15 protein-coding genes are annotated in these 15,833 nt (G+C 72.6%); 8 read left to right on the top strand and 7 right to left on the bottom strand.

The window, feature by feature from the left end:
- Position 1: 1 nt before the first annotated feature.
- Both ACIQWX_RS01625 and ACIQWX_RS01620 read left to right on the top strand, forming a co-directional pair.
- Positions 2-886, top strand: a complete 885-nt coding sequence (locus ACIQWX_RS01625; RefSeq protein ID WP_400864144.1) for a hypothetical protein — start codon at positions 2-4, stop codon at positions 884-886.
- The gene (locus ACIQWX_RS01620; protein ID WP_400864142.1) at positions 887-4,192 is read left to right on the top strand and encodes an error-prone DNA polymerase; all 3,306 of its coding nucleotides are present in this window, start codon (positions 887-889) and stop codon (positions 4,190-4,192) included.
- Here the strand turns inward: ACIQWX_RS01620 and ACIQWX_RS01615 are convergent.
- Genes ACIQWX_RS01615 through ACIQWX_RS01605 form a run of 3 tightly spaced genes read right to left on the bottom strand, consistent with a single transcriptional unit; the run spans position 4,185 to position 6,151 of the window.
- Positions 4,185-4,913: a class I SAM-dependent methyltransferase gene (locus ACIQWX_RS01615; protein WP_400864140.1), complete on the bottom strand. Its 729-nt coding sequence runs from the start codon at positions 4,911-4,913 to the stop codon at positions 4,185-4,187. The genes ACIQWX_RS01620 and ACIQWX_RS01615 overlap by 8 nt on opposite strands.
- 31 nt (positions 4,914-4,944) lie before the next feature.
- Positions 4,945-5,373 (bottom strand): acyl-CoA thioesterase, encoded by a 429-nt coding sequence (locus ACIQWX_RS01610; RefSeq protein ID WP_400864138.1) that lies wholly within the window; start codon positions 5,371-5,373, stop codon positions 4,945-4,947.
- The gene (locus ACIQWX_RS01605; RefSeq protein ID WP_400864136.1) at positions 5,342-6,151 is read right to left on the bottom strand and encodes a helix-turn-helix domain-containing protein; all 810 of its coding nucleotides are present in this window, start codon (positions 6,149-6,151) and stop codon (positions 5,342-5,344) included. The genes ACIQWX_RS01610 and ACIQWX_RS01605 overlap by 32 nt, the downstream gene beginning before the upstream one ends.
- A gap of 79 nt (positions 6,152-6,230) precedes the next feature.
- Between ACIQWX_RS01605 and ACIQWX_RS01600 the strand changes: the two genes are divergently transcribed.
- Together ACIQWX_RS01600 and ACIQWX_RS01595 are read left to right on the top strand one after the other, a co-directional pair.
- Positions 6,231-6,689 (top strand): VOC family protein, encoded by a 459-nt coding sequence (locus ACIQWX_RS01600; RefSeq protein WP_400864133.1) that lies wholly within the window; start codon positions 6,231-6,233, stop codon positions 6,687-6,689.
- Between the two features lie 23 nt (positions 6,690-6,712).
- The gene (locus ACIQWX_RS01595) at positions 6,713-7,300 is read left to right on the top strand and encodes a pentapeptide repeat-containing protein (RefSeq protein WP_400864130.1); all 588 of its coding nucleotides are present in this window, start codon (positions 6,713-6,715) and stop codon (positions 7,298-7,300) included.
- 57 nt (positions 7,301-7,357) lie between these two features.
- On the opposite strand, the gene ACIQWX_RS01590 is transcribed toward ACIQWX_RS01595, so the two are convergent.
- Entirely contained in the window at positions 7,358-10,633 is a 3,276-nt protein-coding gene (locus tag ACIQWX_RS01590) for a glycohydrolase toxin TNT-related protein (RefSeq protein WP_400864128.1), read from the bottom strand.
- A gap of 223 nt (positions 10,634-10,856) precedes the next feature.
- Between ACIQWX_RS01590 and ACIQWX_RS01585 the strand changes: the two genes are divergently transcribed.
- Both ACIQWX_RS01585 and ACIQWX_RS01580 read left to right on the top strand, forming a co-directional pair.
- Positions 10,857-11,711 (top strand): bifunctional methylenetetrahydrofolate dehydrogenase/methenyltetrahydrofolate cyclohydrolase, encoded by an 855-nt coding sequence (locus ACIQWX_RS01585; RefSeq protein ID WP_400864125.1) that lies wholly within the window; start codon positions 10,857-10,859, stop codon positions 11,709-11,711.
- Positions 11,711-12,034 (top strand): DUF3017 domain-containing protein, encoded by a 324-nt coding sequence (locus tag ACIQWX_RS01580; protein WP_400864122.1) that lies wholly within the window; start codon positions 11,711-11,713, stop codon positions 12,032-12,034. The genes ACIQWX_RS01585 and ACIQWX_RS01580 overlap by 1 nt, the downstream gene beginning before the upstream one ends.
- Here ACIQWX_RS01580 and ACIQWX_RS01575 read toward each other — a convergent pair.
- Together ACIQWX_RS01575 and ACIQWX_RS01570 are read right to left on the bottom strand one after the other, a co-directional pair.
- Positions 12,031-13,212, bottom strand: coding sequence for an MFS transporter (locus ACIQWX_RS01575; RefSeq protein WP_400864120.1), 1,182 nt, complete (start codon positions 13,210-13,212; stop codon positions 12,031-12,033). The genes ACIQWX_RS01580 and ACIQWX_RS01575 overlap by 4 nt on opposite strands.
- A gap of 202 nt (positions 13,213-13,414) precedes the next feature.
- On the bottom strand, positions 13,415-13,738 hold the full coding sequence (locus tag ACIQWX_RS01570; RefSeq protein ID WP_400864117.1) for an ArsR/SmtB family transcription factor: 324 nt from the start codon (positions 13,736-13,738) through the stop codon (positions 13,415-13,417).
- Between the two features lie 109 nt (positions 13,739-13,847).
- Here ACIQWX_RS01570 and ACIQWX_RS01565 point away from each other — a divergent pair, with 109 nt between their 5' ends.
- The gene (locus ACIQWX_RS01565; RefSeq protein ID WP_400864114.1) at positions 13,848-15,014 is read left to right on the top strand and encodes an MFS transporter; all 1,167 of its coding nucleotides are present in this window, start codon (positions 13,848-13,850) and stop codon (positions 15,012-15,014) included.
- On the opposite strand, the gene ACIQWX_RS01560 is transcribed toward ACIQWX_RS01565, so the two are convergent.
- Positions 15,011-15,199, bottom strand: coding sequence for a DUF1918 domain-containing protein (locus tag ACIQWX_RS01560; RefSeq protein ID WP_034285998.1), 189 nt, complete (start codon positions 15,197-15,199; stop codon positions 15,011-15,013). The genes ACIQWX_RS01565 and ACIQWX_RS01560 overlap by 4 nt on opposite strands.
- A 194-nt stretch (positions 15,200-15,393) precedes the next feature.
- Here ACIQWX_RS01560 and ACIQWX_RS01555 point away from each other — a divergent pair, with 194 nt between their 5' ends.
- The gene (locus ACIQWX_RS01555; protein ID WP_364518080.1) at positions 15,394-15,828 is read left to right on the top strand and encodes a TrmH family RNA methyltransferase; all 435 of its coding nucleotides are present in this window, start codon (positions 15,394-15,396) and stop codon (positions 15,826-15,828) included.
- Positions 15,829-15,833 lie beyond the last annotated feature (5 nt).

The following is a 15,833-nucleotide window of genomic DNA, read 5'->3' as shown; positions in this document are numbered from 1 at the left end:
CATGGACGAGGACTACGCACGCAAGCTCCGCGCCTGGTTGAGCGCCGAGCCGGAGGCAACCCCGCGCCGAGCGGAGGAAGAGCGCGAGTGGCTGCGCGAAGTGCCGGCGCCGCAGACGGACGGTGGGTGGACCCCCGCCGACCGGCCACCGGGACAGGCGCCGGCTCCCGCCTCGGACGAGCGGTGGACGGTCCGTGGCCGGCTGCCGCTGGAGCCGGTCGAGGAACTCGAGGAGGAGTGGGTGTGCCCGGTCATCGCGCTCCCGCTCCCGCGCGCCTCGGACGAGAACGGCTGCCGCATGAGCGACCCCACCGAGCGGCGCTCCCGAACCCGGCGCTCGCCCGGCGCCCCGGCCGCCGACCGGCCCGGCATGGCCGACCCGGCCGGACGGTCCTCGAACGTGCGGTTGCCGCGCGAAGCGGCTGCTGACTGGCCCGGCATGGCCGACCCGGCCGAGCGGTCTCGGAACCCGCGGCTGCCCGGCGACGCGGCTGCCGACCAGGCCGGCCTGGTCGACCCGGCCGAGCGGTCTCGGAACTCGCGGCTGCCCGGCGAAGTGGCTGCCGATCAGGCCGACCCGGCCGAGCGGTCTCGGAATCCGCGGCTGCCCGGCGAAGTGGCCGCCGACCGGGCCGGCCTGGTCGATCGGTCCCGCAACATGCAGCTGCCCGACGCCCCGGCCGCCGACCAGCTCGGCGTGAGCGGAGCCGCCGCCGCTGAGTCGCGGCCTCGGATCCGGCGTGGCGAAACCGCCGCCGGCCCGTCAGACCAGCCCCGCATGAGCGAAGCCGAAGCCCGCAGCCGCTGGAACCACCCCAGCAACTGGCACCGCCGGCGCCGAGAACAACACCCCGAAGAACGTCCCGAAGCTCCCGGGAGCCGCTGAATGGGCTGGAACAACCCGCCCGTCCCCTGGAAGGACCTCGCCCGCACCCTCGCCGGCGGGGCCCCTCCCGGTGACCACGGCGACAGCCCCGCCTGGGGCCGGCGCCGCGAGGCCTACCAACGGCCACGAAACCTCCCCACCCGCCGCAACGACGACGGCGGCGAAACCGTCCGCGTCCCCTACGCCGAACTGCACTGCCACTCCAACTTCAGCTTCCTCGACGGCGCCAGCCATCCCGAAGAGCTCGTCGAGGAAGCCGCGCGCCTGCAACTCGACGCCATCGCCCTCACCGACCACGACGGCATGTACGGCGTCGTGCGCTTTGCCGAGGCCGCGCGGGAGCTCGGCGTCAACACCGTCTTCGGCACCGAGCTCAGCTTCGGCCTCACCAACCCCCAGAACGGCGTCGCCGACCCCGAAGGCGAACACCTCCTGCTCCTCGCCCGCGGCGACCAGGGCTACCGGGCCCTCTGCCGGGCCATCACCGCCGGCCAGATCCACGAAAAAGCCGAGAAGGGCCGGCCGATCTACGACCTCGACGCCGTCGCCGAGGAGGTCGCCGGGCAGTGCGTCGTGCTGACCGGCTGCCGCAAGGGCGCCGTCCGCTCCGCCCTCGCCACGCACGGTCCAGGAGCCGCCGCAAACGAACTGAAGCACCTCATTGACCGCTTCGGCCACGACAACGTCTACGTCGAGCTCACCGACCACCGCCAGCCGCTCGACAGCACGCACAACGACGTCCTGACGCAGCTCGCCGACGAACTGAAACTCCCCACCGTCGCCACCACCGCCGCGCACTACGCCCGGCCGGAACGCGCTCCGCTCGCCGACGCCCTCGCCGCGATCCGCGCCCGTCGCGGCATCGACGAGCTGGAGGGCTGGCTCCCCGCGGCCGGCACGGCGTTCCTGCGCAGCGGCGCCGAAATGGACGTCCTGTTCCGGCGCTACCCCGGTGCCGTCCGGCGCGCCGCCCTCCTCGGCATGGAATGCGCCTTCCCGCTCAAGCTGATCGCCCCCGAGCTGCCGCCCTTCGACGTCCCGGAAGGCGAAACCGAAGCGACGTACCTCAGGAAACTGACCAAGGAAGGCGCGGAAGAGCGTTTCGGAGGCAAGGAACACGAAGAAAAAGCCAAGCAGCAGATCCAACACGAACTCGAAATCATCGAAAAGCTCGGCTTCCCCGGGTACTTCCTGATCGTCTGGGACATCGTCCGGTTCTGCAAGGACAACAACATCCTCTGCCAAGGCCGCGGCTCGGCCGCGAACTCGGCCGTCTGCTACGCGCTCGGCATCACGAAAGTCGACTCGGTCGCCAACGAACTGCTCTTCGAACGCTTCCTCGCCCCGGACCGCGACGGCTACCCGGACATCGACCTCGACATCGAATCCGACCGCCGCGAAGAAGCCATCCAGTACGTCTTCGAAAAACACGGCAGGCTCAGGACCGCCCAGGTCGCGAACGTCATCACCTACCGCGCCCGGTCCGCCGTCCGCGACGCCGCCCGCGCCCTCGGCTACTCGCCCGGCCAGCAGGACGCCTGGAGCAAGCAGATCGACCGCTGGGGTTCCCTGCGCAGCACCGAAAAGGACCACGACCACGACATCCCGGACGAGGTCGTGCAGCTCGCCTTCGCCCTCGAGGACTTCCCACGCCACCTCGGCATCCACTCCGGCGGCATGGTCATGTGCCACGAGCCGGTGAGCCAGGTCGTGCCCGTCGAGTGGGCGCGGAGGGAGAACCGCAGCGTCATCCAGTGGGAGAAGGAGGACTGCGCGGCCGCCGGGCTCGTCAAGTTCGACCTGCTCGGCCTCGGCATGCTCTCGGCGCTGCACTACATGCTCGACCTCGTCGAGGAGCACAAAGGAGAGAAGATCGACCTCGCCGAGCTGGACCTCACCGACCAGAAGGTCTACGACATGCTCTGCCGCGCCGACGCGATCGGCGTGTTCCAGGTGGAAAGCCGCGCGCAGCTGGCGACCCTGCCGCGCCTCGAACCGCGGGAGTTCTACGACCTCGCCGTCGAAGTCGCGCTGATCCGGCCGGGCCCGATCCAGGGCGGCTCGGTGCACCCGTACATCCGCCGCAAGCAGGGCCGCGAGGAGTGGACCTACGACCACCCGCTACTGGAAAAGGCGCTGCACAAGACCAAAGGCGTGCCGCTCTTCCAGGAACAGATGATGCAGATCGCGCTCGACGTCGCGAACTTCACCGCCGCGGAGGCCGACCAGCTGCGGCACGCGATGGGCTCGAAACGCTCGGATCGCAAGATGGACCGGCTGCGGCAGCGGTTCCTCGAAGGCGCCGCCGCCAACGGCGTCGAAGACGAACTGGCGCAGAAGATCTTCCTGAAGCTCAAGGCGTTCGCGAACTTCGGCTTCCCGGAGAGCCACGCGCTGAGCTTCGCGCACCTCGTGTTTTCCAGCGCCTACTTCAAGCTCTACCACCCGGACGCGTTCCTGGCGGGCCTGCTGCGCGCCCAGCCGATGGGCTTCTACTCACCGCAGTCGCTGGTCGCCGACGCGCGGCGCCACGGCGTCACCGTGCACGGCCCCGACATCAACCGCAGCCTCCCGCACGCCACCCTCGAAGCCGGCACCGGGCAGTTCCACGACGTGCGCACCGGGCTGAGCACCGTCCGGATGATCGGCGAGGACGTCGCCAAGCGGATCGTCGCCGAGCGGCTCGGCAACGGCGACTACACCGACATGGCCGACGTCGCCCGCCGCGTCCGGCTGACGACCCCGCAGATCGAGGCCCTCGCCACGGCCGGCGCGTTCGCCGGGTTCGGCGGCGACCGGCGGCAGGCGCTGTGGACCGCGGGTGCCGTCGCAGGGGAACGCCCGGAGAAGCTGCCGGGCCTGGTCGGCGGCCAGGCCCCGACGCTGCCCGGGATGGACGGCCTCGACCTCGCGGCGGCGGACGTCTGGGCCACCGGGGTCTCGCCCGACAGCTACCCGACCGAGTTCATCCGCGACCGCCTCGACGCGCTCGGCGTCGTCCCGGCGAGCGGCCTGGCCGACCTCGACGACGGCGCGCGCGTGCTGGTCGGCGGCGCCGTCACCCACCGCCAGCGCCCGGCGACCGCGGGCGGGGTCACCTTCCTCAACATCGAGGACGAGACGGGGATGGTCAACGTGATCTGCACGCTCGGGCTGTGGCAGCGCTACCACCGCGTCGCGCGCGCCAGCCCGGCGCTGCTGATCCGCGGGGTGGTGGAGAAAGCGGACGGCGTCGTGAGCGTGCTCGCCGACCGCGTCGAGGCGCTGCCGATGCGGATCAAGGCGAAGTCGCGCGACTTCAGGTGAGGGGCCGCCGCACGATCGTGATGATCTCCGGGCTCGCGTCGGTCACCGGCGTGCGGTCCCAGTCGCCGTACTGCTCGTCGAGGACCAGCCCGGCTTCCTCGACGAACGTCGAAAGCGCCGGCACGTCGAGGAAGCGCAACGTGCTTTCGCTGTACTGCGGCGCGTCCCACTGAGGACTTTCGTACGTCGTCGTGAAGCTGACGTACCCGTTCTCGAACGGCCCGGCGTCGTTCCACGACCGCACTTCGCCGGTTTCCCAGACGTGCGAAGGCGTCCAGCGCTCCCAGCCGCGGGCGGCGGGGTTGCGCGTCTCGAAACCGAACCGGCCGCCCGGCTTCAACGCGCGGCGGACAGCCGAGAACGCCGTGCGCAGCTCGTCGTCGGTCAGCAGCACCTGGAACGCGTGCCCGGTCATCACGGCGAAGTCGAACTCGCCGTCCCAGGACGCGGTCGACAAATCGCCGTGCACCCACTCGACGTCGTCGCGGCGGCGGGCCTGGATGAGCATGCCCTCGGCGGGGTCGAGCCCGACGAGCCGGCCTTCGTGGCCGGACTCGCGCGCCCAGTGCAGCAGCGAACCGGTGCCGCACCCGACGTCCAGCACCGACTCCGCCGCCATGATCATCGGCAGGTAGAACTCGAAGTCGCCGCTGCTCTCCCGCGGGTTCAGCGCGTCGTAGAGCGAGGCGAGGTACGGATCGACGTAGTCGTGGTCGGGCACGGAGCCACCGTAGTGAGCGGGCCGCGAAAGATCACGTCGTTTTCGGGGCCAGGCCGAGGAGTTCGGGGTGTGCGGCCAGCTCCTGCCAGTACGCGCCGGGGTCGGGCAGCAGCCGGCGCCGGTCGAGGTCCAGCAGGCCCGACACCGACGACACCGAGGCGACGAGCGTCCCGTCCGGCGCGTGGAACTCCTGCCTGACCTGCGAGGTTTTGCCCTCCCCGTAACGGAATTCGCAGCTGACGGAGACCTCGCTGCCGGGGACGAGCTCGCGGTGGAACCGCACGGTCGTCTCCAGGTTCACCGGCCCGATCCGGCGCGCGGCCAGCTCGCCAAGGTCGATCCCGGCGGCCTGGACGCACACCCAGCGCGCGTGGTCGGCGTAGGCGAGGTAGGCCGGGCCGCGGACGTGCCCGTTGACGTCGAGGTCGTCAGCGCGCACCGCGATCGTGACTCGGAACATGCGCACGATCGTGGCGCGCGGCGGGCGCGGGTGTCTGGAACTTTTCGGCCACCCGCACGAGCGCGGCGGGGGAGGAGCCGGAGAGGCGCCGGCATTCGCGGCCGAGGTGCGACTGGTCGGCGTACCCGAGCCCGGCGGCGACGTCGGCCAGCGACGCCCGCCCGGCCGCGAGGGGCTCCAGGAGACGCAGGAACCGCTGGAACCGCCGGACGCGGTGCAGCTGCTTCGGCCCGGCTCCGATCGCGTGGACGAAGTGGCGCCGCAACGAGCGTTCGCTGATCCCGACGGCGACCTCGGACGTCCGCGCGGCCGCGCCGAGGGCGTGCACGGCGGCCAGCACCCGCTGGTCCGGCGTCGCACTCCGGCGGGCGACGAGTGATTCGAGAATCCCGCGCTGCGCCTCGGGATCGGCCGACGCGAGCTGCTCTTCGGCGCGCCGGGCGTCGGCGCCCCAGAGGTCGCTCAACCTGGTCACGGCGGGCAGGTCCGGCATGGAGGTGCCGAGCACGGCGGCCGCGGCCCCGCAGCGCAGCCGCACGCCGACCCGCGACGCGGACGCCGGGACCCACAACCGCAGGGGAGCGCCGACCGTGACGACCACCGTGAGCGCTTCGCCGTCCCAGACGAGGTCCGCGCAGCCGTCGGGGAGGACGCGCAGCGGCCGCGCCCAGCCGGTGCGCCCGTGCCAGCCGCAGGCCACCACGTCGGCCAGCGCGGCGGGCGGCGCGACCTCGCGGTACACCGACCGCGCCGCGACCGGCCGCAGCGGAACTCCCATGAGCCCAGTATGCAGCGGTCAGGAACTGACCTAATTCGATCTTAGCGTCGGGGCCACACCGACTTGAGGAGGACATTTCATGGTTCCCGAGGGCTACACGACGGTCACGCCGTGGATCATCGGCCGCGACACCGCCGCGCTGATCGACTTCCTGACGGCCGCGTTCGGCGCCGAAGAAATCGGCCGGGTGGTCGGCGACGACGGGAAGATCGGCCACGCCGAGGTCCGCATCGGCGACGCGGTCGTGATGGCGTTCGACTCGCCGGACGACTGGGCCGCGACCCCGGCGTTCCTGCGGCTCTACGTGCCGGACAGCGAGGAAACGCAGCGTCGCGCGATCGAATCCGGCGCGACCGAGGTGACCCGCCAGACGGTCCTGTTCTTCGGCGACCGCGTCGGCCGCGTGCGCGACCCCTTCGGCAACCTGTGGTGGATCCAGACGCGGCTGGAGAACCTGGACGAGGCCGAGATGGCGCGCCGCGCGCAGCTGCCCGAGTACGTCGAGGCGATGAACTACGTCCAAGGCGTGCGGCCCTGAACGGGTGTGGCACCCTGGGGGCCGTGCTGGAGACGGGGGAGGACTACCGCGAAGCGGTGTTGTCCGGGCAGTGGTGGGAAAAGCGCCGGTTCACCGGGTGTGACTTCACCGGGGCGGACCTGAGCGGGCTGCAGACGCGCGGCTGCACCTTCGACGACTGCGTGTTCACGCGGGCGGACCTGTCCCGCTCGCGGCACGACGCTTCCGCGTTCCGCTCGTGCACGTTCGACCGGACGGTGCTCGTCGAAAGCCGCTGGACGTCGTGCTCGCTGCTCGGCTCGTCGTTCACCGACAGCGGGTTCGGCGGCATCGCGCTGACCGAGTGCGACCTCTCGCTGGCGTCGCTCGCGAAGGCGCGGCTGCGCCGGCTGGGCCTGTCCGGGCTGCGGCTGCGGGAAGCCAACCTGACTGAGGCTGACCTGACCGGCGCCGACCTGCGCGGCAGCGACCTGACCGGCGCGCGCCTGCAGGGCGCCAAGTTCGACGGCGCGGACCTGCGCGGTGCGCGGCTCGACGCGAACGCCCTGGTGCAGGCCAACCTGCGGGGCGCCGAGGTGGACGTCGACACCGCGATCGCCTTCGCGGCCGCGCACGGGCTCGTCGTCCGCTGACGGCTCGTGAGTGAGAAACAGGGTTAGAACACTGTTTCTCACTCACGAGCGGTGGGGTCAGTCGATCGGGGGTTCGCCCGGGTCGAGCTCGATGAGGTCGCCCTCGGCGAGCAGCTCCTCGATCGACGCCGGGAGCAGGTACGCCGACCCGCCACCCGGCTGGTTGAACCACGGGATCGCGACGCCGGCCAGCGTCTCCAGCGGCCGCTGCACGCGGTAGACGTGGTACGGCCGGTTCACCCACTCGGGCACCAGCGACCGCTCGGCGAACGGCGTGCCCGCCGCGTACGTCAGGTTGCCGTTCGGGCCGCCGAAGCGGTCCAGCTCGCTGCCCGCCGGCAGCTCGCGCAGTTCCTTGCCGCGGAACAGCGTCAGCGGCGGCTCGCCGGCCATCGGCCCGATCGGCCACTGCTGCTGGCCGCCGCCACCGCCGTTGACGGCCGGGCTGGCCGGCACCTCGCGACGCGGGGGCGCCGGCGGGGTGGCCGGCGGCACCGGGGGCGCACCCTGGGGCACCGGCGCGGCCAGGACGGTCGGCGCCGACGGCGGTTCACGCCGGGGCGGCGCGGGCGGCGGGCCGGCCTGCTGAGCCAGCGGCGGCGGCCCGGCCGGGACCGGCGCGGGCTGGCGCGGCGGAGTCGGCGGGGCGGGCGGCTCGTCGTCCTCGAGGTCGCCGAAGAGCTCGTCGGCGCTGGTGAACGCCGTCTGCTCCTGCGGCGGCACCGGCTCCGGCTTGCGGACCGGGTACGAACCGGTCGCGACCTCCGGCGACAGCGTCGCGACGACCCGCTGCGGCGCGGGTTCCGGCTCGGGCTCGGGCTCCGGTTCGGGTTCCGGCTCGGGCACGTGGCCCTCCGGGTTGAGCAGCAGCTTGCCGAGCATGAACGCGGCCGCGTCCTCGGCGTCGCCGAAGACCGCGGGGTTGCTGAGCTTGCCGTCGTACCAGCCGACGCGCCAGCCCTCGTCGACCTCCTCGACGCTCCAGCCGTGCTCGGCGGGCTCGCCCAGCTTGTAGCCGCTTTCGGGCACGTCGAGCTCGTCCAGCTTGGCCTGCAGGCCGGCGAGCACGGGGTGGTCCGGCGTCTCGCGGCGCAGCGCACGGCGGCCCGAGCGGGGCGCCGGCGCGGCGGGCTCGGCCGCGGGGGCCGGCGGCTCGGGCACCGGCAGGACGCCGGGCACCTCGGGCTGGGTGATCATGGTCGGCGGGCCGGGATCGAACGCCGGCTGCTCCTCACGCCGCGGCGGCTGGAACCCGGCGTGCGCGGGCTCTTCCGGCCGGGCCCGGCCAGGTTCGAAGGCGGCGTGCGCGGGCTCGTCCGGCCGCGGCTGGAACCCGGGCGGCTCCTCACCGGCCTGGTATCCGGCGGGGCCGTCGTCGCCGCGGCCCTGGAACCCGGCAGGCCCCTGGTCGCCGCGGGCCTGGAACCCGGCGGGCCCTTGGTCGCCGCGGCCCGGGAACCCGGCCGGTCCCTCTTCGTCACGGCCCTGGAACCCCGCGGGTCCTTCGTCGCCGTGAGCTTGGAATCCGGCAGGTCCTTGATTGCCGCGGGCCTGGAACCCGGCGGCCCCTTGGTCGCCGCGGCCCTGGAATCCGGAGGGGCCTTCGTCGCCACGGCCTTGGAACCCCGCGGGCCCCTCGTCGCCGTGAGCTTGGAACTCGGCGTTCTCCTCGTCGCGTCGCGGCTGGAACCCGGAAGGTCCCTGGTCGCCCCGGGCCTGGAACCCGGCCGGTCCTTCGTCGCCGTGGGCTTGGAACCCGGGCTGGCCCTCGTCACCGTGAGCCTGGAACCCGGCGGGCCCCTGGTCACCGCGGCCCTGGAACCCAGCGGCGCCCTCGTCGCCGCGGCCCTGGAACCCAGCGGGCCCCTGGTCGCCGCGAGCTGGGAACCCGGCGGGCACCTCGTTGCCGCGAGCCTGGAACCCGCCCTCGTCACCACGGGCCTGGAACCCGGCCGGCTCCTCCTCGCGGTGCTGCGCGAACGCCGCCTGCTCGTCGTCCTCCTGGTGCGAGGGCTCGTCCCGGTGCGAACCGGCCTCGAACGCGTGGTGCTCCTCGTCCTCGCGGTGCTCGTCGTGACCCGGCTCGGCCTCGCCCGGCGCTTCGAACGCGGCGCCGTCGCGCGGCTCGTCGCCGTGCCCGATCGGCTGGTCGGGGACGTACTCCGCGGTCTCCTCGAGGTCGGGTACCCGGCCCGGCTCCGGCGACGTGCCGTTCGAGCCCGCCGCGTGCTCGGGGTGCTCGTACTCCTCCTCGCCGTAGGAGTCCTCCTCGGCGAAGCGGTCGTCGAACTCGCGGTCGTCGTAGGCCTCTTCGGTGAACCCGGCCTCTTCGGCGTAGCCGTGCTCCTCGGCCGCGGGGTCCGCCGGCGCGGGCGGCTCCTGCTGCGGTGGCGCGACGGGCGGGACCGCGACCATGGTCGGCGGCGGGCCCTGCGGCGCCTGCTGCTGCGGCGGCGGCCCCTGGGGCGGCGGCCCGGCCGGGCGCTGCTGCTGCGGCGGCGGCTGGTTGCCCCGGGTCAGGTACGCGCCGGCGGCCTGCAGCGTCGGCTCGTCGACCGGCGGCAGCTTGAACCCGACCGTCCGGACGTGCTCGACCAGGTCCAGCTCCGGCGAGACGCCGTACTTGCGCAGGTAGAAGTTGACGGCCGCGGGCCAGATCCACTGGCCGTCGCTGTGGAAGGCGACCGGCACGGTGGCCTCGGGCGTCGCGGCGAGCCGGTCGATGTCGTAGCCGCGCTCGGTGACGACCAGCGGCGCGTGGTCCAGGTACTCCAGCAGCCGGTCCTGCTCCTCGACCTCGAGGTCGGGGCGGTTGATCACTGGGCGGCCTGCCGGGCCGATCGTGTCGAAGATCCGGGCGATCCGGAAGTGCGGCCCCGGCTGCTCCGGGCCGAGCCCGGACATCCGCCGGATCAGCCACTCGGGCACGTTCTCCTCGGTGCGCGGGAACATCCGCAGCTCGTCGGAGTAGGCCTGCGGCGGCGGCGCGAGGTTCCACACCGGCTCGTCGCGGTTGTACTCGAGGTTGTAGCTGGACGGGTGGTCCAGCTGGTAGCGCGCGTTGAACCACGTTCCGCGGCCGTCGCGGTACATGCCACCGCGCAGCCTGCCGAACAGGGTCGCGATGTCGTGGGTGGCGAGCCACTCGTGGACGGTGCCGTCCTCGGTGACGATCTCGCCGGTCAGCTCGTGGTACCTCCCGACGGCTCGGTACTCCGCGGTGACCTTGCGCCAGTCGCGCGGGGCGGCACGGAGCAGGGCAAGTCCGATCTGCTTGACCAGGGTGTCCTGCTCGGTCGCGTTCAGCTGCGTCGTCGGTTGTGCCACCCGCACATTTTGACTGTTCGCGCGCGCGTGTGCACCCCGCATGTGGGTTTTGCCGCTCGGCGACCCGGCGGCACCCGGTCTGACCTCGCGTGATGCGAAGTGCGGTAGATCACAGCTTGATCGCGGCGAGCGTCGCGAATGGACCGTGTGGGGTAGCGGCCAGTCTACGGGCAGCGACCACCCACGCCTGGAAGCGACGCGCGGGGGTCGCTTTGCCAGAATGGGGGCCGTGACGGCGAAGATTCTCGACGGCAAGGCCACCAAGAACGCCATTTTCGCGGAGCTCGAGCCGCGCGTCGCGGCGCTGGCCGCGAAGGGGGTGACGCCGGGCCTGGGCACCGTCCTGGTCGGCGACGACCCCGGGTCGCATTCCTACGTGCGGATGAAGCACGCGGACAGCGGCAAGATCGGCGTCAACTCGATCCGCCGCGACCTGCCTGCCGACATCACCCAGGAGAAGCTCGAAGCCGTCATCGACGAGCTGAACGCCGACCCCGCGTGCCACGGCTACATCGTCCAGCTGCCGCTGCCGAAGCACCTCGACGCGAACCGCGTCCTCGAGCGCATCGACCCGGAGAAGGACGCCGACGGCCTCGCGCCGGTCAGCCTGGGCCGGCTCGTGCTCGGCCAGCAGGGTGCGCTGCCGTGCACGCCGTACGGGATCATCGAGCTGCTCAAGCGCCACGGCGTCGAGCTGAACGGCGCGCGCGTCACCGTGGTCGGCCGCGGCATCACCGTCGGCCGCACGCTCGGCCTGCTGCTGACCCGCCGCAGCGAGAATTCGACTGTGACCCTGTGCCACACCGGCACGCGCGACCTGGCCGCCGAAGTCCGTCGAGCGGACATCGTGGTCGCCGCGGCCGGGGTCCCGGGGATCATCACGCCGGACATGGTCGCCCCGGGCGCGGCGGTGCTCGACGTCGGCGTGTCCCACGTGGACGGCAAGCTCACCGGCGATGTTCACCCGGACGTGGCCGAGGTGGCCGGCTGGATCTCGCCGAACCCCGGCGGCGTCGGCCCGATGACCCGGGCGATGCTCGTGAGCAACGTCGTCGAGGCGGCCGAGCGCGCGGTCCAAGGCTGATGACGATGACGGAAGACCGGCGGGACGTCCACGACCGCCGGAGCAGGCAGTCCCGGTTCACGCAGCTCCCGTTCGCGGCGGTGCTGCTGGTGGCGGCCGTGGCCGCGCTACGGATCGTCCAGTACCACTGGCGGGAGGGCGCGGCGCTGATCGGCGCCGCGCTCCTCCTCGCCGCGGTGCTGCGGGCGGTGCTGCCGACCGCCAAGGCCGGGCTGCTCGCGATCCGCGGCAAGGTCGTGGACATCGTGACCTACACCGGGCTGGCGGCAGCCGTGCTGTACGTGGCCTTGACGATCATCGGCGGCCCGTTCGCGTCTTCTTAGGATGCCATCGCCAGCTCACGCCGTTCGGCTTTCGCTTCGCGGCGGTCGAGCGTGCCGGAGACGATCGCCAGGCTGAGCCCGAAGACCGCCAGGAGGGCGCCGACCCAGTTCGGGGCGACCAGGCCGAGCCCGCCCGCGATGACCAGCCCGCCGAGGTAGGCCCCGATCGAGTTGGCGATGTTGAACGCGGACTGGACGGCGGCCGACACCAGGGACGGAGTGCCGCCCGCCTTCTCCATGATCCGCGCCTGCATCATCGGGCCGATCATGAACCCGGCGACGCCGACGAAGAAGATCGTGATCGCCGCGCCGACCTTGCCCTGCGCGGTGATCGTGAAGATCCCGAGCACGCAGGCCAGCGACAGCAGCGCCGCGTACAGGCCCGGCATCAGCGCGCGGTCGGCCAGCCGGCCGCCGAGCAGGTTGCCGATCGTCATCCCGACGCCGGCCAGGGACAGCAGCAGCGTGACGTTCGACGGCGAGTAGCCGGCGACGTCGGTCAGCATCGGCGTGATGTACGACAAGCAGGCGAACACGCCGCCGAGCCCGAACGTGACGATCGCCAGCGCCAGGTGCACCTGCGGCCGCTTGAACGCGCCGAGCTCACCCCGCAGCGAGGCGTCGGCGGGCTTGCCCTGGTGCGGGACCAGCTTCGCGATGGCCGCCGCGGCGACGAGGCCGATCACGGCGACGACGCCGAACGTGGCGCGCCAGCCGACCTGCTGGCCCAGCAGCGTGCCCAGCGGAACGCCGATGACGTTGGCCAGGGTCAGGCCCAGGAACATCATCGACACGGCCTTCGCGCGCTGGCCGGGTCCGACCAAACTGGACGCGACGACCGCGCCGGCACCGAAGAACGCACCGTGCGGCAGGCCGGCGAGGAACCGGAACGCGACGCCGAACTCGTGGTTGGGCGAGAGCGCGAACAGGCCGTTGCCCAGTGTGAACAGGCCCATCATGGCCAGCAGCATGGTCTTGCGCGGCAGCCGGACGGCGACCGCGGTGAGCAGCGGGGCGCCGACGACGACGCCGAGGGCGTAGGCGGAGATGAGGTAGCCGGCGGTCGGGATGTCGACGCCGAAGTCGGCGGCCGCCTGGGGCAGCACGCCCATCATGACGAACTCGGTGGTCCCGATGCCGAAAGCTCCGATGGCGAGCGCGAGCAGCGCGACGGGCACGGCACTCCTTCCAGGGTTGGTGCAAGAAATCGATTACTTGGCCGATCGGGTGGTCGGGTCACTGGATCGGTTCAGTGAAGGCTCAAAAGGAAAGGCAGCCGCATGGCCCCAGCGCCGTGAGCTGCCTACGCCCAGTCCAACCGACGGAGGGGGTCGTTGTCATCCCGGTATTCGGGTGACGATCCACACCGTGACGGCGTGCTCAGCGCTGAGCGGCCAGAACGCCGTTGAGCAGGCCCGGGAACAGGGCGTCGAGGTCGTTGCGGCGCAACGAGTTGAACCGGGTCGTCCCCTCCTGGCGGCCGGCCACGACGCCGGCCTGGCGCAGGATGCTCAGGTGGTGGGTGATTGTGGACTTGGTCACCGGCACGGTCAGCGCGCCGCACGCGAGTTCGCAGTCCGCGGCCGCGAGCTGGCGCACGATGCCCAGCCGCACCGGGTCGGCGAGCGCGCGGAGCACGCCTTCGACGGTGATCTCGTCCAGCGTCGGGTGAACGATCGGCGGCAGTGCGGCGGTGTGGGCCATGAGCCCATTGTACGACGCCGATCGAAATTGTCGGAGTGACGTAGTACGGTGGTTGTCGAACTACGACGTTCATCGAACCAATCGCCCGCTCCGCTTGGGGGACCCACCCATGTCCGCACCCTCGTCTTCGAGGATCTCGGTGCTGGCCTTCGGCGCGTTCGGCGTCGGGACCAGCGGTTACATCGTCGCCGGGCTGCTGCCCGCGCTGACCGGCGAGCTGCACGTCTCGGCGACCGCCGCGGCGCAGCTCGTCACGGCCTTCGCCATCGCGTACGCGATCGGCTCCCCGGTCTTCGCCGCCGTCACCGGCACGTGGGAGCGCCGGACGCTGCTGGTCGCCGCGCTCGTCGTCACCGCCGCCGGCAACCTCTTCGCCGCGCTCGCGCCCGGCTACGGCACGCTCCTGCTGGCCCGGGTGGTGACCGCGATCGGCGCCGCGGTGTTCACGCCCGCGGCGAGCGCCGTCGCGGCCGAGCTGACCAGCCCGGAACGCCGGGGCCGCGCGGTCGCGCTCGTGTTCGGCGGCCTGACCGTCGCGCTCATCTTCGGCGTCCCGCTGGGCAGCCTGATCTCCCAGCACCTCGGCTACCGGACGGCGTTCGGGCTGGTCGCCGCGTTCTCGCTGGCCAGCGCGCTGGCCGTGCGGGTGGCGCTGCCGTCGGTCGCCGCGCCGCCCCGGGTCAGCCTGGCCGAGCGGTTCGCCGCGGGCCGCGACCCGCGCGTGCTCGTCATGCTGGCCGTGACGGTCCTCGGCTGCCTGGCCGCGTTCATGGTCTACACGTTCGTGTCGCCGCTGCTGGCCGCGACCGCGGGCCTGCACGGCACGGCGGTCACGATCCTGCTCTTCTGCTACGGCGTCGGCGGCGCGGTCGGCAACTTCGCCGCCGGCCGGGCGACCGACCGCTGGGGTTCGCGCACGCCGCTGCTGGTCGTGACGGCCGCGATCACCGTCGTACTGGCGCTGCTGCCGATCGCGACGACCACGCCGGTCGTGGCCGGGGTCGCGCTGTTCGTGTGGGGCGTGGCGACGTGGTCGTTCAGCCCGCCGGTGCAGCACCGGCTGATCGAGCTGGCCCCGGGCCACGCCGGCCTGGTGCTCTCGCTCAACGCGTCGGCGATCTACCTCGGCGTCGGCCTGTCCGGCGTGGTCGGGGGCGCGGTGCTCGACTCCGGCGGCCCGCTGGTGCTGCCCGAGGTCGCGGCGGCGCTCACCCTCGTCGCCCTGCTGCTCATCGGGGCGGCGTGGGGGCGGGTCCGCGAGCCCGTCGCCGCCTAGTCGGCGTGGGCCTGGACTTCGCAGTCGGGCCCGGGGTAGACGAGTCCTTCGTGCCCGTCCGCGAACCGCACCAGGTAGGGCGGGGCGCCGTCGGGCCCGCGGACTTCGAGGATCTCGCCGCGCTGCTCGGCCGACCCGACGGTACGGCCGTGTACCTGGATTTCGTCTCCCACTCCTGCGTGCATGGCCCTCACCTCCGTGTCCAGGGTAGGAGCGCGAATCGCCCGGCGGACCCGGCGAACGGTTAGAATCCGGGCATGAACGACGAAATCGGAGGCGCCGCGCCTCGGCGCCGGTGAGCCCCGCGATCCGGGTCCGCACGCCGAGCGAGCTGCGGAAGTCCCGGCGAAGCAAGGAACATCCCTGTTGGGGCCACCTGGTGGCCGCCCCGCTCTGGCCGTTGCACGGCGCGAACCTCGGCACGCTGCTGCGCACGTGCGACGCGGTCGGCGCGTGCCTCGCGGTGCCGAGGTTCCCGTGGGTGCCGGAGGCGTTGCGGCGCGGGAACACGTTGCGGCGCCCGGCATGCGTGCACTGGGTGCACGACCCGCCGGGCTGGCTGGCGCGGGAACGCGCGGCCGGGACGCGAGTGGTCGGCGTCGAGCTGGCGGAGGAAGCGGTGCGGCTGGGGGACCTCCCGGCCGCCCGCGGCCGCACGATCGCCGTGCTCGGCCACGAGCAGACGGGCATCCCACCGGAGGCCCTCGACCTGCTCGACACGGTCGTCGAGATCCCGATGGTCGGCACCGGCGCGAGCCTCAACGTGGCGGTGGCGGGGAGTCTCGTCCTGTACAAACTCGCTGGCCTGCTGTGAGAAGG

This window comes from Amycolatopsis sp. NPDC098790, from assembly GCF_044759945.1.
Taxonomy (GTDB): domain Bacteria; phylum Actinomycetota; class Actinomycetes; order Mycobacteriales; family Pseudonocardiaceae; genus Amycolatopsis.
This window is presented reverse-complemented; position numbering and strand designations above follow the sequence as displayed.